We start from the raw sequence: 20,056 nt of genomic DNA on the forward strand, positions 1-20,056 counted from the left end.
TTGACGCTTCGCTTCTCAAGCTCCAATATCTTCGGTTCATTTGTAAAACGAACAACATCACATGTGCGAAATATTTGCTAAACAACCCCAAGAAAATTATCAGTTTATCACCCGCTCTATCCGCATTGATGGCCATGCCACCAGCGTAAAACTAGAATCGAGCTTTTGGTTGATTCTTGAAGAGATTGCTTCCGCGCAAGAGATGACGGTGCCTAAGTTCATCAGTACTGTTTACCAAGAAGCGTTAAAGCACAATGGTGAGGTCAACAATTTCGCTTCCCTGCTACGTTGTGCTTGCCTTACTTACGCACGCCAACCTCAAGCAACGATTGAAAGCGCGCTCAGCGAACTTAACTAAGTCCCTATTTGATTGTCGTACTTGAGTACTACCTATTGTTCCCGAAAAATGACTAGTCTGGGCGCACTAATAAGGAGTACTCATGACAAAAATGATTCATACCATGATCCGCGTAAGCGATCTCGAGCGTTCTCTTAAGTTTTACAGCAATGCACTTGAGCTAGAAATCAAAGACCAATATATCTTCGACGGGTTTTCTCTTACCTATTTGGCCAACCCAGAAACGGGCTTCGAACTCGAACTTACCCACAACCATGATCAGAGCGAGCCGTATACTCATGGTACTGGTTACGGCCACCTCGCTGTCAGTGTCGAAGATATCGAGGCCGCCCATCAACGCCTAAAGAACTTAGACATAGAGGCGAGCGACATTAAAGCGTTTGATCACCAACAAAAGCACCTAGCGACATTCTTCTTTATTACCGATCCAGACGGCTACAAGATTGAGTTCTTGCAACGTCAAGGTCGTTACCTATAAAAACGAAATCTTTCATAACGGCAAAGAAGTGAACACGACAATGATTCATTTAACGGCTGCATTTCATGCTAAAACAGACTCTATTTCGCAACTCAAGCAAGCGCTAAAAGGCATGCTAGAACCTACTCGTAATGAGCCGGGTTGCCTGCGTTACCAACTGTTCCAAGATAAAAACGACCCAAGTCAGTTCTTGTTTCAAGAGCAGTTTGCAGACCAAGCCGCGTTTGACTCACATTGCAACACGGCGCACTTTCAAGCCCTATTGAAGGAGATTGAAGACTTACTGGTTAGCGAACCTAAAGTGACTTTCTTCGACCAGGTCTAAATCTCGACAGCAATACCAAGAAAAACACCAATAAAAAGGCGCTCATTGAGCGCCTTTGTTGTTATCTGTTAAAGAGGAGGTGTCTACGACTCTTTCTTTTCCACCATGTGTAAGTGTACGTCTTGTTGCGGGAATGGAATCGAAATGCCTTCACGATCGAAGCGCAGTTTCACTTCCTTGGTTACATCCCAATATACATCCCAGTAATCATCGGTTTTCACCCAAGGACGAACAATGAAATCAACTGAGGATGTATTTAAGGTGTGTACCTTGATATTAGGTTCAGGTGAACGAAGTACCGAAGGGTGCGACGTAACAATATCATTTAGCACTTCTTCTGCTTTGAGCAGATCATCGGCATAGCCGATACCAAAAATCATATCAACACGACGAATGCGCTCATGGGTGACGTTTTTAATCACATCTCCCCAAATTTTGCTATTTGGTACGATAATGATTTGGTTGTCGAAGGTACGAATTGTGGTGTTCACTAAGCTCATATGGCTTACCTTTCCATCTACCCCACCAGCATAAACAAAATCGCCAACATCAAACGGACGGTAAATAAGTAACATCATACCCGCCGCAAAGTTCGACAGCGTATCTTGCAGCGCAAAACCGATAATCACACCCGCGATACCAAAACCCGTCAAAATTGGCGCTAGGTTGAGACCTATTTGAGATAAGCCGACCATGATACCAATCACCCAAACGGCTTTACCTGACATTGAGATAAAGAAGTCTTGCATTAGGTGAGAGAGTTTTAAGTTTTTCGAAGCAACGGTTTTACTCACCACTTTGCGAGTTAGCTTGGCTAAGGCACGGGCAATAATGAGAATTAACGCAAATACGAACAGCTGGAAGATATGTTGAGGCGCATTATCAGCTAGCCAATCTACCGCTGAGTTTGACCAGTGGCTCACGATGGAGAGCACCACTTTGGTGTTGAGTAGATCGTGGGTAATGCTCCCCGTCACTTCGAAAATCTGACGCTTATATTCAGAGGTTTCTAAACCAACTTTATCACCAATGGAAATCAGTTTTCGCAAGCTGTCCGTTGCAATACCAAGTCTCTGCTTAAGTATTAATTGGCTTAGTTGTAGCGATGCCTTCTCTGATTCAGGGCTTGAAGACAACTGAGAGGCAATGACACCACTTTGTTGATTCAAGTATTCAATCGAAGCCGAAAGTATGCGCATTCGCTTATCGACTCCTTCTTTAAGCTCCAATTCTGCATCTTGATCTTGGATATTGAGCTTTTTCAACCAAGTCAGGTTTTGCCAGCTCGAGTCATAGCTTGCATCAAGATATTGCTGCAACTCTCGATAGCTATTGATCAAAGAGAGTTTGTCTTCATCCTTAGCCTTATTGATTTCCACCAAAAGTGTTTTGATTTTCTCATCTAAATAAGCAGTCGCACCTACAGAGTACTTCTCTTGCATTCTCACTAACTCAAGCAGTTTGCTATGAGGAATCGATTCATGGTCGATGGCAGTTGCTAATCGGCTTCTTAATTCTTCGTTTTTCTGGAAAAGCTGCAGTTGTAGTGCATCGCGCTCATCACCACTCGCTTGTTTCAGGGTTTCAGACAAATCGATAATGTCTGTGTTGATGCGATCAATCGCTTGCTCCGCAGCAGAAACCTTTGGGACTTCTGCTTCACTCTCTGTTGCCTGCGCAATAAAAGTGCTCAGAGAAGCCATGACTATTGTCAATATAAATAACAAGGAAGCGAAACGCACCTTAAGGGGAGATAGAAACGCCATTATTACCTCATTCGAAAACGTGATTCCGTTCTTAGAGTCCAATTTTGACTCAAAGAGACTCAAACACCTGAAATTATAGTTCTTAAGTTTACAACACGGCTTTAAATGTCGAACAGCATTTCGTTACTCATATGTCAAAGTTCATAGCACGGCTTCAAAATATTCCCCATCCCACTTAAATAGAATGAACTATGATTTAGTCGTATCCGTGTAACTTCAACTTATGTAAGGGAGAATTATGGGTGTTCTATCGTGGATTATTCTTGGCTTGATTGCAGGCGCGTTAGCAAAATGGCTAATGCCCGGTAAGGATGGTGGTGGATGGATTGCAACCATGCTACTCGGTATCGCTGGTGCATTCGTGGGCGGTTTTTTAGGAAGCTTTGTCGGACTTGGTGGCGCAAATGGGATCAATATCGGCAGTATCATCACAGCGACACTGGGGGCTTTCGTCCTGCTGTTTATTTATAACCGTTTTATAAAAAGCTAGGTACTTTCATCTCATCTCCAAAGAAACAAGCCTCTCACCATGAAAGGCTTGTTTACGTCCGGGTTTGGTTGCTTCGATGGATTCAAAGCATTCTCCCCAAAACCTCTCGACCATTCGTTTCAAAAAAGCAATGCGTCAATTATGAGGCATAATCATTGACCTCTAGAGCTCTGCTACCAAGTAATTCATATTAGGTTGAACTGAAATACATAACATTTCGGTTCAAGCGAGTTCTTACTTGAACTCGAGCAAAAAATCGCTCAAACAGGCAGGTTATTGCTCATTTAAGATATTTATCAATGCAAGGTATTGTAATAAAAGGATGAATGAATGGTATGCATTTTGGATATTTAGGGAGCATTCATATGTAAAACATTTTTGAGTTAATTAAGGAAATAAATAATGCCAACTCCATGTTATATCTCAATTGAAGGTCAAACTCAGGGTCTAATCACTGCTGGTGCATGTACAGCAGATTCAATCGGTGACTCATTCGTTGAAGGTCATGAAGATGAGATGCTAGTACAACAGTTCGACCACAACGTTACTGTTCCAACTGACCCGCAATCTGGCCAACCTTCAGGTCAACGTGTTCACAAACCATTTAAGTTCACAGTATGTCTAAACAAAGCGGTACCGCTGCTATACAACGCATTGGCATCAGGCGAGAAAATGACAACCGTAGAACTAAAATGGTACCGCACCTCTATTGAAGGTAAGCAAGAAAACTTCTTCACAACCAAGCTAGAGAACGCGTCTATCGTCGATATCCACTGTGAAATGCCTCACTGTCAAGATCCTGCGAAATACGACTTCACTCAAAACGTAACAGTATCGCTTTCTTACCGCAAAATTACGTGGGATCACGTAAACGCGGGTACGTCTGGCTCTGACGACTGGCGTAAACCAATCGAGGCGTAATCCTCGTCTGTTCATCAATATTGATTTGATGTTCAGTCAGACCGGTGTGGGTGGCAACACCCACACTGGTCTTTGTTTCTCATATTAAGAAGGCACAGTTGATGGCAAAGTTAACATTCACCCTAACCGTTGAAGGATTACCAGAAGAGACTTTTGTGGTTACTGGTTATCAAGGTAAAGAATCGCTATCGGATTCGAGCTTTGGCGTATCTCAGGCTTGTTATGGTTTTCGCTATAACATTGAATTGGCAAGCCGACAATCCGGTATAACCGCTCAACAGGTCGTGGATAAAACCGCCCAACTGACCATGAAACGCAATGGCGAACCCGTTCAATTTGTGAATGGCATTATTCGTCAGTTTTCTCAAGGTGACATTGGTCATCATCATACCGTTTATTCTCTAGTTTTAGTGCCGGCCCTTGAGCGTCTATCGTTACGTCAAAACAGTCGAATTTTCCAGTTAAAGACGGTTCAAGACATCATTAGCCAAATACTGGGAGAGATGGGCGTAGCGGATTTTAGTTTTGCACTAAAAAGATCCCTTTCTCAACGTGAATTCTGCGTTCAATATCGTGAAACGGACTTAGAGTTTGTACATCGCCTAGCAGCAGAAGAGGGGATTACCTATTACATTGAACAAGCCGATGGCAAACATACGGTTGTGTTCTTTGACGACAGCGCTTTGATCAGCAAGTATGGCGCGCCTGTATTACACAATGGCTTGGCAGGTGGACAATCGGGTGAACCCTTTGTTTCCCAATTTAAAATTGAACATCAAAGCGAGCCAAGTCACCTCACTTTCAAAGATTACAGCTTCAAAAAGCCAAGCTATGGCTTTTTGCAAGAGCAGCAAGGTGCAGACCTTAGCTTCCAACAAAGCAGCTATGAACATTACGACTTTCCGGGGCGATACAAAGATGATGGCTCTGGTATCGCCTTTAGCCAACTTCGTCTCGAATACTTACGCCGAGAATCAAACCTAGGGCATGGTAAAAGTAACCACCATGCACTCCAAGCTGGGGTTAAATTTGATTTAAGTGAAAACCTAGAAGCGAGCGCAAACCGCGATTGGATTGTGGTTGCGGTGACGCATCAAGGTACCCAACCTCAAGCGCTAGAAGAAGATGGTGGCCACGGAGCAACCACGTATTCGAATCAATTTACCGTTATCCCCGCAAACAAGACTTGGCGAGCGAAGCCTCAACCGAAACCGCAAGTTGATGGCCCAATGATAGCGAAAGTAGTCGGCCCCGCAGGTGAAGAGATCTATTGTGACGAACATGGTCGGGTAAAAGTGCATTTCCCATGGGATAGAGAAAGCGAACAAAACGAGCATAGTTCATGCTGGGTACGCGTATCTCAGGGCTGGGCTGGGGCTCAATATGGTTTCATGGCTGTACCACGTATTGGTCATGAAGTTATTGTCTCGTTTTTACATGGCGATCCAGATCAGCCGATCATCACAGGCCGCACTTATCATGCGACGAATACTCCGCCATACCCGTTGCCAGCCAACAAAACAAGGACTGTCATTAGGACGGAGACTCATCAAGGGGACGGTTTTAACGAAATTCGCTTCGAAGACCAAGCCGGTCAAGAAGAAATTTTCATTCACGCACAGAAAGACCAAAACAATGTGGTGAACAATGATGAGACCACCAAAGTAGGGCATGACCGCAGTGAAGATGTCGGAAACGATGAAAACATAAACATAGGCCAGAATAGAACCGAAACCGTCGGCAATGACGAGACTATCACCATTGGCAACAACAGAACGGAAACTGTCGGTGGTAACGAGGTGGTAACGGTTAAAGGGAACACTGCAGAAACAACGGCGATTGCCAAAGCGGAAACAGTCGGAGCCGCGAAAGCGCTGAGTATCGGTGCTGGTTATCAAGTGAGTGTTGGGGGCGCCATGAACAAGACCGTCGGTTTGGCTGATATGAGCGAGATTGGCGGCATCAAATCGACAATGGTCGGTAAGTCGATTAATTATGACGCAGGTGAAGAAATAACCCTCAAAACAGGAAAAGCTAGCCTCACGATGAAATCAGACGGGACTATCATTCTAAAAGGTGCAGACATTACATTTTCTGGCAGTGGTGAAGTCAAAACCAAAGCAAAACAGAATGTAGTGATTAAGGGCAAAAAAGTACTCGAGAACTAAAATGACAAAAGAACACCGCGAATATTCCCTTTCGGCAACCCAGCAAGATTTGTTGGAGCAAGTAACCAACAATACTGAGGCTACCAGAAAGCTATTAGATCCAACATGCCCACAATTAGGTAGGATAGCTGACATAGATGAAGATAACCGTTTGTGGTTAGATTTTGCATCTCTAGATTTTCTGCTAGAAGCTTATACAAGTACACCTCTTTATGACTACGATATAGGTCGTGATTGCTTGGTTTCCTTTATTGACCATGACCTAAATCAACCCGTTGTTACAGGGCTAATACATACTCCTAACGAAACCGCTAAAAGCGTGACTATCAAAGCGAGTGAAGAACTTACCTTGGAGTGTGGTAACGGTAGAATTACGCTCGATGCACACGGTAAAGTAAATATCCGTGGACAATCCATTAATAGCCAATCTTATGGTGCGAACCGCATCAAAGGTGGTTCAGTGAAGCTAAATTGAGTGAAGTTATAATGGAATTACACAACTCATCAAAGCTTGACGCATCTTATGCAAGCTCGCTTTCACCTGATGGTAGCAACGGGTTAGTTATCGTTGCTAAGGGTTCTTGGTCATTTCCTAAAGGGGATCAAAATGCCAAACTCCTAAAACGAGAAGAAAGCCTAGCAATCCAAGAGACAGATACATTTACCGGAGATCCAGGCGTTAGTTCTCCAATATACGAAAACGATTTTGCCTCATTTAAGCCGTATTGCGATGTCATTATGCACGCTCACGCTCACTCCATCATGGAATGTGGAGAAGAAAGAGTCAGAGTTAGATTAAAACTGAATCAAATAGATAAACAGTTTTCTGTGACAGGTGCCAGAGCATGGATTTCAATAGGTTTAGGTACAAAGCTGAACACGCCGCAATTGTTCAATACTCAACCTATTAATTATGACATCGCATTTGGAGGCACAGATTCAAGTCGCTTAAGCGATGGAAAAATAAAAGTATGTATGGCGAATCCTATAGGCCTTGGCTACTTACCTCTACACTCAGATAAGGATCGAAAAGGTAAGGCAGGCCCGCAAACTGAGGAGATAGGCGAACCAATTCGCAGCAGTTCCCACCTCTATAAACCACAATCATTTGGCCCAATTGCGCGTAACTGGTTACCACGCTTGCAATACGGTGGAACTTATGACCAAAACTGGATTGATAACGTTCGCCCGTTCTTACCCGATGATTTTGATGAACGTTTTTATCAATGTGCGCCCTCAGATCAACAAACTGATTATTTAAAAGGTGGTGAGAAGGTCATCCTCGAAGGGGTCCATCCCACTGGGATAATTTCTTTTGAGATTCCACAACCAGTTATTTACATGGCAGTGATAGACGCTCAAAACAAAGAACATATTCTCCAGCCTGTTGCTGATACTTTGATCATTGAGCCTGAGTTAGAGCGTTTCAGCATTGTATGGCGCGCAAATTGGAAACTGTGTCGTACGGCTGAAGAAGTAGACACAATTTTAGTTGGTACTCCTACCAAAGCATGGCGCCGCGCCAAAATGTTAGGAAAAACCTACATGCTAGACAAAGGAAAATTGTTAAGATGACAACATTTGCTATAAATGCGGAATCTCCGCTCGCAATACTAGATTTTGGCCTAGTCACGCCATTGGCCACCGGTTGGCAAGAAAGCTGTGCTGCAATGAAAGCTGGCTATGACGCGTTTGTATATCCTGAAGGCAGTCGCTACCCCATAGCAGAGGTACCGTTTAACGAGAGTATTCGTGGTTACAAGAGATTGGCACACTTACTTAATCTCGCACGACAAGACTTAACCAAGCAGTATGATGCAATGCCAGTCTTATGCGCTCTTCCTGATCCCAAGCGTGCCACGCTACTGGATACCGCTAGTACAAAGAAGAAAATATTCGACGAAATTGCGAAAATTCCTGAATTTCAAGGAAAGTTCCATCGTGACTACTTAGAGTGCTTCGATCAAGGTCGAACCAGCTTTGTTAATCAATTGGAGCGAGCGCAAGAAATTCTACAAACCACAAATCATGACAGAGTTATGCTCATGGCTGTGGATAGTCTTTTATTCCCTCAAACTATTAATACGCTGTTGGCAGACTATTGGAACAAAGATCCTATTTTGGGCAAATGTCGCATCCTGACGCGAGGAAACGGAAATGACAACGTAGACGGTTTTATACCAGCAGAGGCCGCCGCAATCATTGTTGTAGGTAAAGCAGAAAAGCATGACTCCCCTTATATTATCGACGGAGCCGCTATTGCTTCCGAGCCTATCCCTATTCTGGACGCAAGAGTCTCAAAAGGAGAAGGCTTAACCACCGCGATCAGAGAGGCTTGCACGGCAGCTGGGTGCACTTTAAATGATTACCCTGCACGTATTGCAGATATTTCAGGCGAACAATACTTTTTCCGAGAGGCCAGCTTAGCTCAAACGCGGAATCTAAAAACTAAAGTAGAACATCAACCTTTACTGTTGCCTGCTTCTCATGTTGGAGAAACTGGCGCTGTTGTCGGGCCAATCATAATGGCAATGGCAATAGACTCCTTCATGCATGACGAAAAATTTGGAGAAAAGGTGTTATGTCACTTGAGTAATGATGAACATGACCGTGCTGCATTTTCTTTGAGGCACCGCCACATCGGCTCAGAAGCAACTTGATTGAGACGACGATAAAGAGGATAAATGATGGCTAACTCCGTATTTGCTAACGGGCTAGAAGTTGCGTGCAAAGTGTCCGATGGGAAATCCATCGCGGCATTCCCAGACCCTTGCTGGAGCCCACCTTCTCCTCCTGCTGGCCCTGTGGTCATACCATATGCAAACACCGCCTACGCAAAGGATCTGGCAAATGGTTCCAAGACCGTGTTCATTGGTGGCAAACCGATTGTTTTGAAAGATAAATCATACCTTAAGACTAGTACAGGTAATGAAGCAGCGACACGTTCGTTTGGACAGGGACTGATAACAGGAACCATCAAAGGAAAAACCTATTTTACGAGCTGGTCAATGAACGTCATGGTCGAAGGCCTTAACGTGACGCGTCACACCGATTTGACGACTCATAACCATGGTTCCTCACCAGGGAACACTGCGCCATGGGCATATTTATCTCAGAGTGATAAACAAGCTGACTGTAAAGAAACAATAAAAAAAGTAGATAAAAAGTGCAAAGTTAGTAAAGAAGAAAATAAACAGTTCCGTGAAAAAATGGAAAAGCGTAACAAAATCAACGCAGAGCGGAAAAAAAAACGTAAAAACAATCGGCAGGTACAAAAGTACAAAGTGCGAAACAAAACATGGAAAGACAAACATTGCAAGCAACTTGCAATCAAACCGCATGTTAAGGCACTAAGTAATCAAGCCAAAGAACTCAAGAACGGCGTCCATGAATTAAGGCAAGAGGTCGAAGATCAACTTAAGCATCAAGGGGTGGATATTATTGCCGGAGCAGCGGCTGATTATGCAGAAAGAGCGGCTAAAAAGCACGTTGCGGCATTAGGGTGCGGCGTGCTCGGGCCAGTAGGCGCAGCTGCGTGTGAAGTTGGAGTGACAGTCTACAACGTAGTAGACAGCATCATTACAATCTTTGATACAACAACAGCAATCTGGGATGCTCGGGATGTTCTTCAAGATGTCACGCAAAAACTTGATGACCTCAAAGAATTTTCAAAAGGCTTAGATGAGTTTAAAGATGTGTTGCAGTTAGACAAAGACTCACCAGAATATCAAGCTCTGCAAAAAAAAGTAGAAGAGCGTGCATCAATAATGGCAGCCGCAGCCGAAAAGAACCCTTGTGTTAAAGCGAGAAAGTGTATGCTGGTTCCGTTTACTAAGTTAACTAAACAAGGAAAGAAAGAAGCCACTATCGCAAAGTCTGATATCCATGGAAAACTCTTTGGAGATAAAAGAGGCTGCTGTCCAGGCCAAACCGGACACCATTTGATACCGGATTCTTGGGCGAAAAATGCGTGTGCCAACTACAAAAAAGGCGATGCCCCAGTCGTGTGTGTTGAGGGCGTACTAAATATACATGGTAGCCACGGGCGAGTTCACTCAGAACTTGATGACATTGTCGATGATCATCGCTTAACTCTAGGTGAGAGCACTCCGATATCCATTGATCAAGCGATAGAGATGGCAGTCGAATCACATAAGGCAACCGTTGGGGCAGATTGCGATGAAAAGTGCACCCGAGCCCAACTCGCACATTACTATAATCAAGCACAGTGTAAGAATATGTTACCGACAAGAAAAAGCGAGATGGGTCGAGGCAAGGACAATGACGACACTGGCAGTGGTTTTAAATAGAGAAGAATTATGGAATTAACAAAAAAAGAAGTGTTTGGTGGTTACCACATTATTGGCTCCTGTGTAATGAGCCACGATTATATCTGTGTCTTAATGGAGGAGGACCTATTTGATGACGATCGAGCGGTGGAAGTTAGGTTTGTAGTATACAACCTAGGTAATGAAGTGGGTAAACGTTGGGGTATGAAGAGCTTTACACCAGGATGGGTAAGCCCTAAAGTCGCGCATACAAAAACTGACGAGTTTGTTGTTGTCGATGGCATAGGAGAGGTGTATTACTTTGGTTTAGGGGCGAACAAGCAATACGAAGAGCGCTTAACAAGCAACAAAACCGGAGTTTCAGCTCTGAAGAACATCGGAGGGACTGTCTACGGTGTTTCTGCGTGCCGCTCTGTATATAAACGACTGGGGCCGGATCATTGGCAGTTAGAGCAAGAGTTACGCGATACGTATAACCATCACAGGGGGGGGCGTGTCTCATTCAGGGGCATTGACGGTTTTAGCCAACAAGACCTATATGCCGTCGGCGGTGATCGAGAAGTTTGGCATTTTGATGGTGAAAACTGGTCCCCCATTGACATTGGCAGTCGTCAAAAATTCCGTTGTAACGCCGTCTGTTGTGCAGAAGATGGTTACGTCTACATTGTGGGCGAATACGGAAAAGTCGCCAGAGGTCGTGGCGAAGAATGGAAGGTATATCACCCGGACGATTATGCGAGCGATTTTTTCAGTGTTGTCAGCTACCAAGGGCGCGTTTTCGCTGGAACAGAGCACAGCACTTACCTTATCGGAGAAGATTTAGTCCCACAGGTTTATGACTTTGAGGGGCAATTTGCACCAATAGCAGGTAAATACCTTTATAGCGCACATGGCAAATTGCTTGTCGCTAACCATTGGAATCAGGTGGCGTTATTCGATGGAGAAAAGTGGCTAAACATCAATGGCTGCCACGATATCACGCCGGAAGAAGGCAGCATGCTGCTAGGACAAGCGTTAGACTTTCTCGAAGAAGCACAAGATCACCTTGATGACCTCGCTGCAATCATCAGCAAGAGTAAAAAGTAACGTGGTTTCATTGCACTAAGTTTTCATCCCCCTTTGGCTCTTAAGTGATAAGAATCAATCAAGCAGAGTGCGAGGGGGTAACGCTACACAACCACACAATGAGGAAATGGATTTCCTATTGTGGACGTATAAATATCAATCAGTAGAACCACTATGGCGATCATTTCTGAACCAATTCTATCGCAACTTTATGACGATGCGCCGTTTGCATGGCATTTGTACCATCAAGCAACTCAATCCCCACTCTTTGACCCGCAGGATATAGAAACGTTACGTTACCGGCTAAAAAGTTACCTAAGGCTACTTTCACTAGCACAAGAGAGTGGTCACCATCCTATCGAGAATATTGACATCGACGATGTTGGAAGTCTATTCGCTCTCACTTGGTTGGGTATAAAGCACCGACAAACTGACCTTTGGCAAAAAGCGGTAGACTATGTTGATACTCTGGAGAAGAGTGACGAACTCGCTTCTGCTTTAGTCTGGTTTAATCCTGAACAATTAAAAGACATACTCGTTAAATTAGGCTTTAGTCAAAACCCTTGGCTTAGACGTGCAACGCTAAAATATGCACAATTTAAAAAAATACGTTTAGCGGATGGTTATTTACAGGACAAAATCAGTGGTTCTGCCGAACCAGAAGTTCTTACCGCACTCGAAAGTATTGCACATCAGAGTAATAAAACAGCATATGATCTTAACGTGGTGAAAATAGAATCAGAAGCATGCTCAATCGCTAAACTTTATGTTCGCTTTTGTCATGGCGAGCCAGAAGAGTCACTCTTGATTGATATACGTCAAATGCTTGATTCAAGCCCCCAAATGCTAAGAGACATACTTCCGTTATTATTCTCATTAATGCCGATTGAGAGCGTAGAAAAATTACTCAGCAAAATTTTACATAGCTCTTATTCAAACAGACTAAAAATATATGCAATTGGTATTGCGGGCTTGCCAAATTACATCCCAACACTCATCAATTTTATGGATTCCCCAGAATGGGCTCCACTAGCAGCAGAAGCACTCTCGATGATTACTGGGGTTGATATAGAGGCTCAAGATTTAAGTCTAGATACAGTGCAATTTCAAGATAAAGAAAAACAACAAGAATATGTATTTCTCAGTGAAGAAACATGGCAAGAAAGAAGTAAGCGTGATGCTTTAACTCAGGCTTATGAGCTAGAGCTGCCCTTCCCTGATATTCATAAAATCCAGCAATGGTGGGTAGCTCAAAGCCCCAAAATGATGTGTCACACTCGGTATTTTTCTGGGTGCATTCCAAGCATGGAAAATTTAGAAAGAATATTCCGAATGGGAAATCAATTACACCGTCGATACGCTGCTCTTTACATAAAGCGCTTGGAACCTCAAGAGCCAATGAGAATGGTGTAAATAGCAATTTACTGTGCTGCAAAGTCCGGTGAACCAAATTAACAACAATCAAGTCTACCGATGAACATTTGCAGCAACTCAAAATCAGATATTGCAGACTCTGATAGCTGCACCCGAGCAGCTCAAGCACAGTGCAAGGATATGTTGCCTACAACAAAAAACGAAACTGGTAAGTGCTGTGAAACTGCTATAGGCGAAGAATTTTAAGAGGATCATACATTGTCAATTACGAAAAAAGAGATGTTTCGTGATTTTAACGCTGTTGGGGCTTGTCTTATGAGCCCAAGTTATCTTTGTATCCTTCTTCAAAGTGATACTGAGAACAAAGATGGCGGAGTGAAAGTCAGGTTTGCGGTGTGTAACCTTGCTCATTTCCCCGAGCAAAAATGGGGTGGGCGTGAGTTTGCAACAGGATGGGCCAGTCCCAAAATCGTACACACAGAGTTCAATGAGTACTTAGTGGTAGATCGAGTTGGTGATGTTTACTACTGCGGAGTTGGTGAAAACAAACATTTTGAATCCAGCTTAACAAGCAACAAAACCGGAGTTTCAGCTCTGAAGAACATCGGAGGGGCTGTCTACGGTGTCTCTGTGTGCCGTTCTGTATATAAGCGCTTGGGCCCAGATCATTGGCAACTAGACCAAACTTTACGAGACAGCTACTTCGCCCATGGCAGCGATGTCCTTGGCTTTGGGTTTGAAGATATTGACGGTTTTAGTCAACAAGACCTATATGCCGTCGGCGGTGATCGAGACGTTTGGCATTTTGATGGTGAAAACTGGTCCCCCATCGACATTGGCAGTCGTCAAAAATTCCGTTGTAACGCCGTCTGTTGTGCAGAAGATGGTTACGTCTACATTGTGGGTGAATACGGAAAAGTCGCCAGAGGTCGTGGCGAAGAATGGAAGGTATATCACCCGGACGATTATGCGAGCGATTTTTTCAGTGTTGTCAGCTACCAAGGGCGCGTTTTCGCTGGAACAGAGCACAGCACTTACCTTATCGGAGAAGATTTAGTCCCACAGGTTTATGACTTTGAGGGGCAATTTGCACCAATAGCAGGTAAATACCTTTATAGCGCACATGGCAAATTGCTTGTCGCTAACCATTGGAATCAGGTGGCGTTATTCGATGGAGAAAAGTGGCTAAACATCAATGGCTGCCACGATATCACGCCGGAAGAAGGCAGCATGCTGCTAGGACAAGCGTTAGACTTTCTCGAAGAAGCACAAGATCACCTTGATGACCTCGCTGCAATCATCAGCAAGAGTAAAAAGTAACGTGGTTTCATTGCACTAAGTTTTCATCCCCCTTTGGCTCTTAAGTGATAAGAATCAATCAAGCAGAGTGCGAGGGGGTAACGCTACACAACCACACAATGAGGAAATGGATTTCCTATTGTGGACGTATAAATATCAATCAGTAGAACCACTATGGCGATCATTTCTGAACCAATTCTATCTATTGCCCATCAGAGTAATAAAACAGCATATGATCTTAACGAGGTGAAAATAGAATCAGAAGCATGCTCAATCGCTAAACTTTATGTTTGCTTTTGTCATGGCGAGCCAGAAGAGTCACTCCTGATTGATATACGTCAAATGCTTGATTCAAGCCCCAAAATGATGTGTCACACTCGGTGTTTTTCTGGGTGCATTCCAAGCCTGGAAAATTTAGAAAGAATATTCCGAGTGGGAAATCAATTACACCGTCGATACGCTGCTCTTTACATAAAGCGCTTGGAACCTCAAGAGCCAATGAGAATGGTGTAAATAGCAATTTACTGTGCTGCAAAGTCCGGTGAACCGAATTAACAACAATCAAGTCTACCGATGAACATTTGCAGCAACTCAAAATCAGATATTGCAGACTCTGATAGCTGCACCCGAGCAGCTCAAGCACAGTGCAAGGATATGTTGCCTACAACAAAAAACGAAACTGGTAAGTGCTGTGAAACTGCTATAGGCGAAGAATTTTAAGAGGATCATACATTGTCAATTACGAAAAAAGAGATGTTTCGCGATTTTAACGCTGTTGGGGCTTGTCTTATGAGCCCAAGTTATCTTTGTATCCTTCTTCAAAGTGATACTGAGAACAAAGATGGCGGGGTGAAAGTCAGGTTTGCGGTGTGTAACCTTGCTCATTTCCCCGAGCAAAAATGGGGTGGGCGTGAGTTTGCAACAGGATGGGCCAGTCCCAAAATCGTACACACAGAGTTCAATGAGTACTTAGTGGTAGATCGAGTTGGTGATGTTTACTACTGCGGAGTTGGTGACAACAAACATTTTGAATCCAGCTTAACAAGCAACAAAACCGGAGTTTCAGCTCTGAAGAACATCGGAGGGACTGTCTACGGTGTATCGACATGTCGCTGTGTGTATAAGCGACTAGGCCCAGATCATTGGCAGCTAGAGCAAGAGTTGCGAGATACGTATAACCATCAGCGAGGTAATGGCACCGGATTCAGGGATATTGACGGTTTTAGCCAACAAGACCTATATGCCGTCGGCGGTGATCGAGACGTTTGGCATTTTGATGGTGAAAACTGGTCCCCCATCGACATTGGCAGTCGTCAAAAATTCCGTTGTAACGCCGTCTGTTGTGCAGAAGATGGTTACGTCTACATTGTGGGTGAATACGGAAAAGTCGCCAGAGGTCGTGGCGAAGAGTGGAAGGTATATCACCCAGACGATTATGCGAGCGATTTTTTCAGTGTTGTCAGCTACCAAGGGCGCGTTTTCGCTGGAACAGAGCACAGCACTTACCTTATCGGAGAAGATTTAGTCCCCCAGGTTTTTGACTTTGAGGGCCAATTTGCACCAATAGCGGGTAAATACCTTTATAGCGCGCATGGCAAATTGCTTGTCGCTAACCATTGGAATCAGGTGGCGTTATTCGATGGAGAAAAGTGGCTAAACATCAATGGCTGCCACGATATCACGCCGGAAGAAGGCAGCATGCTGCTAGGACAAGCGTTAGACTTTATCGAAGAAGCACAAGAGCATCTTGATGACCTCGCTGCAATCATCAGCAAGAGTAAAAAGTAACGTGGTTTCATTGCATTAAGTTCTCGTCCCCTTTTTAGGCGATAAGAATCAATGAAACACACCTTCACAGTAAGGAAAAGGTTTCGCATTAAGGCCGATAAATATCAATTTACTATTCTTTAAAATCTGATGAACTGAATGAATGATGGCGAGTCTATCGATGAATAGTCACAGGAGCTCAAAATAGGATATTGCAAGCTTTACTCGCAAACGTATCGAGTACCTGTGTATGCAATTATTAGAGTTCAAAAAGAGCCTCTTGATACACGCTAACCATGCAGTAAATACACAACACTATTTATAAAATTAGCCGTGAGGTTTTAGTCTATCAGGTAAGTTTTGGATATGGTCTTCCCAGTCCACCACATCAATCTCGTAAACGACTTTGTTGCGTACACTCTCACCAGCCGCATGCATAGCTGACTTAGAACCCGTAATCAAAGGGTGCCATTCTGGCAACGATTGCTTCTCTGCTAGCAGACGGTAAGCACAGGTATGAGGTAACCATGTGAAATCATCAATATCTTCACGCGTGAGCTTGGTACACTCTTCACCTGATGTGAAACGGTTCGGGTAGTCTTTACAAGAACAGGTTTTACTATTCAACCAACTACACGCAACGTTGGTATAGTAGATTTCGTCAGTATCTTCATCCATTAGCTTGTGCAAGCAGCACTTACCACAACCATCACAGAGAGATTCCCATTCTTCTTCTGTCATGTGCTCTAACGATTTACTTTGCCAAAATGGAGTGCTCATACGCTTACTACTTATGTTTTGAATGGGAATGAATAGGGTGCGTTTTATACCCCTCTGAACGGCAAAATTCAAGTTTTACGGCCTTACTGGAGAGATAGGAGCGTTGAGTAAGATTTGTTCGCATTTAGCCAAATGACCTTGTGGATAGGAATTGACGCGCACCTCTTCCAATCTGGCGAGAAATGTCCATAATGCCCCCTTCATTTTTACGAGGGCTTTTAGATGGATTGTCGATTAGGTTGTGGGGCGTGCTGTATTGCACCGAGTATCTCTTCCCCTATTCCGGGCATGCCAAACGGCAAACCAGCAGGTGAACGTTGCATTCAACTGAATGACGATAACCTGTGCAAGCTGTTCGGAAAACCAGAACGTCCAAAAGTTTGCCATGATTTCAAACCGTGTCCGATCGTATGTGGCAAAACTAATCAGGAAGCTTTGAGCAACATTACCGAGTTAGAACAGCTCACTTAATCGTTACCCAATTCCCTTAGGTAAAGGTAAATCGTATCGCGTGAAATACCGAGATGATTTGCCACCATCAATACCGCATCTTTGTATTTAAAAATCCCCAAACCTTGTAAGCGTGTTACCAACTCTCGGTTGCGTTTGGAAGGTGTGATTGCCTCATTCGTCCATACTTCTGACTGAACGGTTTCGATCGTACTAATAATGGTTTCGTCGATGTTGCGTGCAAACGTTTCTGGCGAGCTCGCTCCTGTGCAACAAGGGTTCTGCGGCTGCGGCAAGATTGAGCGCAAAAAGTCCTGCATCGGCACATCCATATCCACGTTGATACAAAGTAGACCAATAGGCTTGTTTTTTGGGTTACGAACGATGGTGGTAATCGAGTGCAAGGTCTTTCCGCTCGCGGTTTTAGTCAGATACGAGTCTGACACGTCCTTGCCCTCAAGTAGCTTCATTCTTGCTAAGTTGGTAATTGGAGCGCCTTCTCCACGTTCAGTAACATGGCCATTGGCAATTTTGATGATTTCTGGTGCTTCTGCATCAAGACTGTGAAGAACGACTTCAGTATGTTCACCGTACATACGAGCAATGCCATCGACGACGTTCTTCATCGAATTCAAAATATCTAAATCACTTTTGGTGAGTTTCTTAAGCTGCAATTTACTTCCCTTAGCAAAAACTTTGAGGCTAGGCCGACATGATATCGATAATAGATTTGTCAGTATACGGCATACCAAGTCTAACCATAGAGCCTACGTTTCTTATAGTTTGTTCGACTTCATCGCCTACTATACCTTGATTCTTCACGCTGTGGTTACCCATCGCCATCAAATATGAGCGTACCGCGGTGGTAGAGGAAGTGCAGACTTTCATCGCGCAGGATGATTTCGCCCCATCACATACCATGCCCGAACTGTCGCTAATTACGTTCTGAATCGCATAACATGACTGTTCAAACGAGCCGCCCGCCAAATACACTAACGCCATGGATGCCGCCGCGCTGGTTACTGTGTTGCCACAGAAAGCAGACAATGGTGGGTAGTAGGATTTGATATAAATCGCGCCAAGATGACTCATTATCAATGCTCGTGCTAGCTGCTCTTCACTGCTTTGGAACGCTTCTGCAGCAATAACGACAGGAACCGTTGCTGCGATACCTTGGTTTCCACTACCAAAGTTGCTCATAGCAGGCAGTGTCGCACCACCCATTCGAGCGTCGGATGCCGCAGACGTCATCATCTGAATTCGGCTCATCAAATCATTGCCAAGCAAACCTTGATCGATATTGCCTTTCAGCGTTCTTCCTATCTCCAAACCGTAACCGCGATCGATCCCTTCTTGCGCCAAAGAACTATTTAACTCCGCCGCTCTTAGAATAAATTTGATGTCTTCAAAAGGCGCTTGAAGTGCAAATTCGTAGATTTGTTTAATCGAGATATCGACGCCTTCGCAAATCGATCCTGTTGCAACACGCTGTTGCTGAGGTGCATCAAACGTCACTTCACCGTTACGAGTAATCTGAATAATGTTGGTATGTCCGCCACTGATCGTCACTGAAACGACTTCATCCCCAGCTGTCATAGTTACGCTGCAAAAGATAAATTCTTGTGTGTCGATACGTGAAACACTGACACGCTCTTGGTCGATCAGTTGCTGGGCGGCAGTTACGTCGTCTTGATTAATTTTGGCAAGAACCTCAAGTTCTGCATTAGGATCTCCTGCCAACGCACCAACTGACGCAGCGATCTTAAGACCAATTTTCCCGGTTCCGGGAACATAAACTCCCATCGAGTTTTTAAATAAATTGTCAGAGACACGAACTTCAATCCTGTCTGGGGTCTGGCTTCCAAGCTCACGCTTTGCAACTGCTGCCGCATATGCAGCAGCAATGGGTTCTGTACATCCGAGCGCAGGTTTTACGACTTGCTTAATGATTTGGATATATTGGTTCCATTGCTGATTCATGCTTTTTTCTCCGTATTACTTCTTGCAAGCAATCGCTTCAACTTCAATCAACACACCTAGCGGAAGATCTTTCACCGCAAAGCAGCTGCGTGCAGGGCAATCTTTATTGAAAAACTCTGCATACACTTTATTGAATTCAGCAAAATCACTGATGTTTGCTAGGTAGCAAGTTGTTTTTAAAACAGTATCAATACTACCGCCACCCGCTTCTAAGACGTGTTTCAAGTTCGTCAAAGATTGATGGCTCTGAGCAGTAATGCCGCCCTCAACCACTTTGCCTGTCGCGCTATCAACAGGAAGCTGACCAGAAGTAAAAATCAAGTCACCATAAGCGGTACCGTGTGAATAAGGGCCGATAGCGGCTGGAGCGTGCTCTGAAGCGATCAATTCTTTCATGTTAATCCTCACATAGTTTTTAGTTTTAGTCGTAAAACTCAGCTTTCGCTTTCGTTTCAAAGCTATTCTTTCAACTATATGTGAGCAAAACAACCACTACAGATCACACAAATCGATCTAAATTCAGATTTTATTGAGTAATTTTGCCGA

21 protein-coding genes are annotated in these 20,056 nt (G+C 44.0%); 16 read left to right on the plus strand and 5 right to left on the minus strand.

Going from position 1 to position 20,056, the window contains the following annotated elements; all coding sequences use genetic code 11:
* Positions 1-61: 61 nt before the first annotated feature.
* The 3 genes from J4N37_RS11300 to J4N37_RS11310 all read left to right on the plus strand — a co-directional run bounded on the left by J4N37_RS11300 (position 62) and on the right by J4N37_RS11310 (position 1,161).
* Positions 62-358 (plus strand): ribbon-helix-helix domain-containing protein, encoded by a 297-nt coding sequence (locus J4N37_RS11300; protein WP_045393533.1) that lies wholly within the window; start codon positions 62-64, stop codon positions 356-358.
* A gap of 82 nt (positions 359-440) precedes the next feature.
* Complete coding sequence (locus J4N37_RS11305) at positions 441-836, plus strand: VOC family protein (protein ID WP_010449489.1); 396 nt, start codon at positions 441-443, stop codon at positions 834-836.
* Between the two features lie 40 nt (positions 837-876).
* Complete coding sequence (locus tag J4N37_RS11310; protein WP_252040938.1) at positions 877-1,161, plus strand: putative quinol monooxygenase; 285 nt, start codon at positions 877-879, stop codon at positions 1,159-1,161.
* 83 nt (positions 1,162-1,244) lie between these two features.
* Here J4N37_RS11310 and J4N37_RS11315 read toward each other — a convergent pair whose 3' ends face one another.
* The gene (locus tag J4N37_RS11315) at positions 1,245-2,927 is read right to left on the minus strand and encodes a mechanosensitive ion channel family protein (protein ID WP_252040939.1); all 1,683 of its coding nucleotides are present in this window, start codon (positions 2,925-2,927) and stop codon (positions 1,245-1,247) included.
* 238 nt (positions 2,928-3,165) lie between these two features.
* Between J4N37_RS11315 and J4N37_RS11320 the strand changes: the two genes are divergently transcribed.
* From J4N37_RS11320 to J4N37_RS11375, 12 genes are all read left to right on the plus strand, one after another.
* Positions 3,166-3,417 (plus strand): GlsB/YeaQ/YmgE family stress response membrane protein, encoded by a 252-nt coding sequence (locus J4N37_RS11320; protein ID WP_045393523.1) that lies wholly within the window; start codon positions 3,166-3,168, stop codon positions 3,415-3,417.
* A gap of 402 nt (positions 3,418-3,819) precedes the next feature.
* A complete protein-coding gene (hcp-2, locus tag J4N37_RS11325; protein WP_038887549.1) occupies positions 3,820-4,338 on the plus strand; it encodes a type VI secretion system effector Hcp-2 in 519 nt (172 codons plus the stop codon).
* A gap of 101 nt (positions 4,339-4,439) precedes the next feature.
* On the plus strand, positions 4,440-6,506 hold the full coding sequence (locus tag J4N37_RS11330; protein ID WP_252040940.1) for a type VI secretion system Vgr family protein: 2,067 nt from the start codon (positions 4,440-4,442) through the stop codon (positions 6,504-6,506).
* 1 nt (position 6,507) lies between these two features.
* A complete protein-coding gene (locus J4N37_RS11335) occupies positions 6,508-6,981 on the plus strand; it encodes a DUF6484 domain-containing protein (RefSeq protein WP_052447970.1) in 474 nt (157 codons plus the stop codon).
* Positions 6,982-6,992: 11 nt separating this feature from the next.
* Positions 6,993-8,081 (plus strand): DUF2169 family type VI secretion system accessory protein, encoded by a 1,089-nt coding sequence (locus J4N37_RS11340; protein ID WP_252040941.1) that lies wholly within the window; start codon positions 6,993-6,995, stop codon positions 8,079-8,081.
* Positions 8,078-9,166: a hypothetical protein gene (locus tag J4N37_RS11345; RefSeq protein WP_252040942.1), complete on the plus strand. Its 1,089-nt coding sequence runs from the start codon at positions 8,078-8,080 to the stop codon at positions 9,164-9,166. The genes J4N37_RS11340 and J4N37_RS11345 overlap by 4 nt, the downstream gene beginning before the upstream one ends.
* Positions 9,167-9,238: 72 nt before the next feature.
* Positions 9,239-10,816, plus strand: a complete 1,578-nt coding sequence (locus J4N37_RS11350) for a PAAR-like domain-containing protein (protein ID WP_252040943.1) — start codon at positions 9,239-9,241, stop codon at positions 10,814-10,816.
* Between the two features lie 9 nt (positions 10,817-10,825).
* Positions 10,826-11,881, plus strand: coding sequence for a hypothetical protein (locus J4N37_RS11355; RefSeq protein WP_252040944.1), 1,056 nt, complete (start codon positions 10,826-10,828; stop codon positions 11,879-11,881).
* A 153-nt stretch (positions 11,882-12,034) separates the two neighbouring features.
* Positions 12,035-13,273, plus strand: a complete 1,239-nt coding sequence (locus tag J4N37_RS11360; protein ID WP_252040945.1) for a hypothetical protein — start codon at positions 12,035-12,037, stop codon at positions 13,271-13,273.
* 276 nt (positions 13,274-13,549) lie between these two features.
* The gene (locus J4N37_RS11365; protein ID WP_252040946.1) at positions 13,550-14,554 is read left to right on the plus strand and encodes a hypothetical protein; all 1,005 of its coding nucleotides are present in this window, start codon (positions 13,550-13,552) and stop codon (positions 14,552-14,554) included.
* A gap of 153 nt (positions 14,555-14,707) precedes the next feature.
* Positions 14,708-15,046, plus strand: coding sequence for a hypothetical protein (locus J4N37_RS11370; RefSeq protein ID WP_252040947.1), 339 nt, complete (start codon positions 14,708-14,710; stop codon positions 15,044-15,046).
* A 276-nt stretch (positions 15,047-15,322) separates the two neighbouring features.
* Positions 15,323-16,321 carry a hypothetical protein gene (locus J4N37_RS11375; protein ID WP_252040948.1) on the plus strand — a complete coding sequence of 333 codons (999 nt, stop codon included), beginning with the start codon at positions 15,323-15,325 and terminating at the stop codon, positions 16,319-16,321.
* 306 nt (positions 16,322-16,627) lie between these two features.
* On the opposite strand, the gene J4N37_RS11380 is transcribed toward J4N37_RS11375, so the two are convergent.
* Positions 16,628-17,080, minus strand: coding sequence for a YcgN family cysteine cluster protein (locus tag J4N37_RS11380; RefSeq protein ID WP_045385838.1), 453 nt, complete (start codon positions 17,078-17,080; stop codon positions 16,628-16,630).
* 222 nt (positions 17,081-17,302) lie between these two features.
* Here J4N37_RS11380 and J4N37_RS11385 point away from each other — a divergent pair, with 222 nt between their 5' ends.
* The gene (locus J4N37_RS11385; protein ID WP_009707328.1) at positions 17,303-17,551 is read left to right on the plus strand and encodes a YkgJ family cysteine cluster protein; all 249 of its coding nucleotides are present in this window, start codon (positions 17,303-17,305) and stop codon (positions 17,549-17,551) included.
* Here J4N37_RS11385 and J4N37_RS11390 read toward each other — a convergent pair.
* The 3 genes from J4N37_RS11390 to J4N37_RS11400 are packed head-to-tail and all read right to left on the minus strand — an operon-like array spanning position 17,548 to position 19,906.
* Complete coding sequence (locus J4N37_RS11390) at positions 17,548-18,204, minus strand: helix-turn-helix transcriptional regulator (RefSeq protein ID WP_045385833.1); 657 nt, start codon at positions 18,202-18,204, stop codon at positions 17,548-17,550. The genes J4N37_RS11385 and J4N37_RS11390 overlap by 4 nt on opposite strands.
* A 28-nt stretch (positions 18,205-18,232) precedes the next feature.
* Positions 18,233-19,510 carry an L-cysteine desulfidase family protein gene (locus J4N37_RS11395; RefSeq protein ID WP_252040949.1) on the minus strand — a complete coding sequence of 426 codons (1,278 nt, stop codon included), beginning with the start codon at positions 19,508-19,510 and terminating at the stop codon, positions 18,233-18,235.
* Positions 19,511-19,525: 15 nt separating this feature from the next.
* Positions 19,526-19,906: a RidA family protein gene (locus J4N37_RS11400; RefSeq protein ID WP_010449499.1), complete on the minus strand. Its 381-nt coding sequence runs from the start codon at positions 19,904-19,906 to the stop codon at positions 19,526-19,528.
* Positions 19,907-20,056: the final 150 nt, after the last annotated feature.

Source organism: Vibrio sp. SCSIO 43153 (assembly GCF_023716625.1).
In the GTDB taxonomy this organism is placed as follows: Bacteria; Pseudomonadota; Gammaproteobacteria; order Enterobacterales; family Vibrionaceae; genus Vibrio; species Vibrio rotiferianus.

Bases quoted from the DNA above. Each gene is read 5' to 3' on its own strand.
- J4N37_RS11385 (WP_009707328.1), top strand. From the start codon at position 17,303: ATGGATTGTCGATTAGGTTGTGGGGCGTGCTGTATTGCACCGAGTATC.
- J4N37_RS11360 (WP_252040945.1), top strand. From the start codon at position 12,035: ATGGCGATCATTTCTGAACCAATTCTATCGCAACTTTATGACGATGCG.
- J4N37_RS11370 (WP_252040947.1), top strand. From the start codon at position 14,708: ATGGCGATCATTTCTGAACCAATTCTATCTATTGCCCATCAGAGTAAT.
- J4N37_RS11335 (WP_052447970.1), top strand. From the start codon at position 6,508: ATGACAAAAGAACACCGCGAATATTCCCTTTCGGCAACCCAGCAAGAT.
- J4N37_RS11355 (WP_252040944.1), top strand. From the start codon at position 10,826: ATGGAATTAACAAAAAAAGAAGTGTTTGGTGGTTACCACATTATTGGC.
- J4N37_RS11400 (WP_010449499.1), bottom strand. From the start codon at position 19,906: ATGAAAGAATTGATCGCTTCAGAGCACGCTCCAGCCGCTATCGGCCCT.
- J4N37_RS11300 (WP_045393533.1), top strand. From the start codon at position 62: ATGTGCGAAATATTTGCTAAACAACCCCAAGAAAATTATCAGTTTATC.
- J4N37_RS11310 (WP_252040938.1), top strand. From the start codon at position 877: ATGATTCATTTAACGGCTGCATTTCATGCTAAAACAGACTCTATTTCG.
- J4N37_RS11320 (WP_045393523.1), top strand. From the start codon at position 3,166: ATGGGTGTTCTATCGTGGATTATTCTTGGCTTGATTGCAGGCGCGTTA.
- J4N37_RS11345 (WP_252040942.1), top strand. From the start codon at position 8,078: ATGACAACATTTGCTATAAATGCGGAATCTCCGCTCGCAATACTAGAT.
- J4N37_RS11305 (WP_010449489.1), top strand. From the start codon at position 441: ATGACAAAAATGATTCATACCATGATCCGCGTAAGCGATCTCGAGCGT.
- J4N37_RS11380 (WP_045385838.1), bottom strand. From the start codon at position 17,080: ATGAGCACTCCATTTTGGCAAAGTAAATCGTTAGAGCACATGACAGAA.
- J4N37_RS11315 (WP_252040939.1), bottom strand. From the start codon at position 2,927: ATGGCGTTTCTATCTCCCCTTAAGGTGCGTTTCGCTTCCTTGTTATTT.
- hcp-2 (WP_038887549.1), top strand. From the start codon at position 3,820: ATGCCAACTCCATGTTATATCTCAATTGAAGGTCAAACTCAGGGTCTA.
- J4N37_RS11365 (WP_252040946.1), top strand. From the start codon at position 13,550: ATGAGCCCAAGTTATCTTTGTATCCTTCTTCAAAGTGATACTGAGAAC.
- J4N37_RS11375 (WP_252040948.1), top strand. From the start codon at position 15,323: ATGAGCCCAAGTTATCTTTGTATCCTTCTTCAAAGTGATACTGAGAAC.
- J4N37_RS11340 (WP_252040941.1), top strand. From the start codon at position 6,993: ATGGAATTACACAACTCATCAAAGCTTGACGCATCTTATGCAAGCTCG.
- J4N37_RS11395 (WP_252040949.1), bottom strand. From the start codon at position 19,510: ATGAATCAGCAATGGAACCAATATATCCAAATCATTAAGCAAGTCGTA.
- J4N37_RS11330 (WP_252040940.1), top strand. From the start codon at position 4,440: ATGGCAAAGTTAACATTCACCCTAACCGTTGAAGGATTACCAGAAGAG.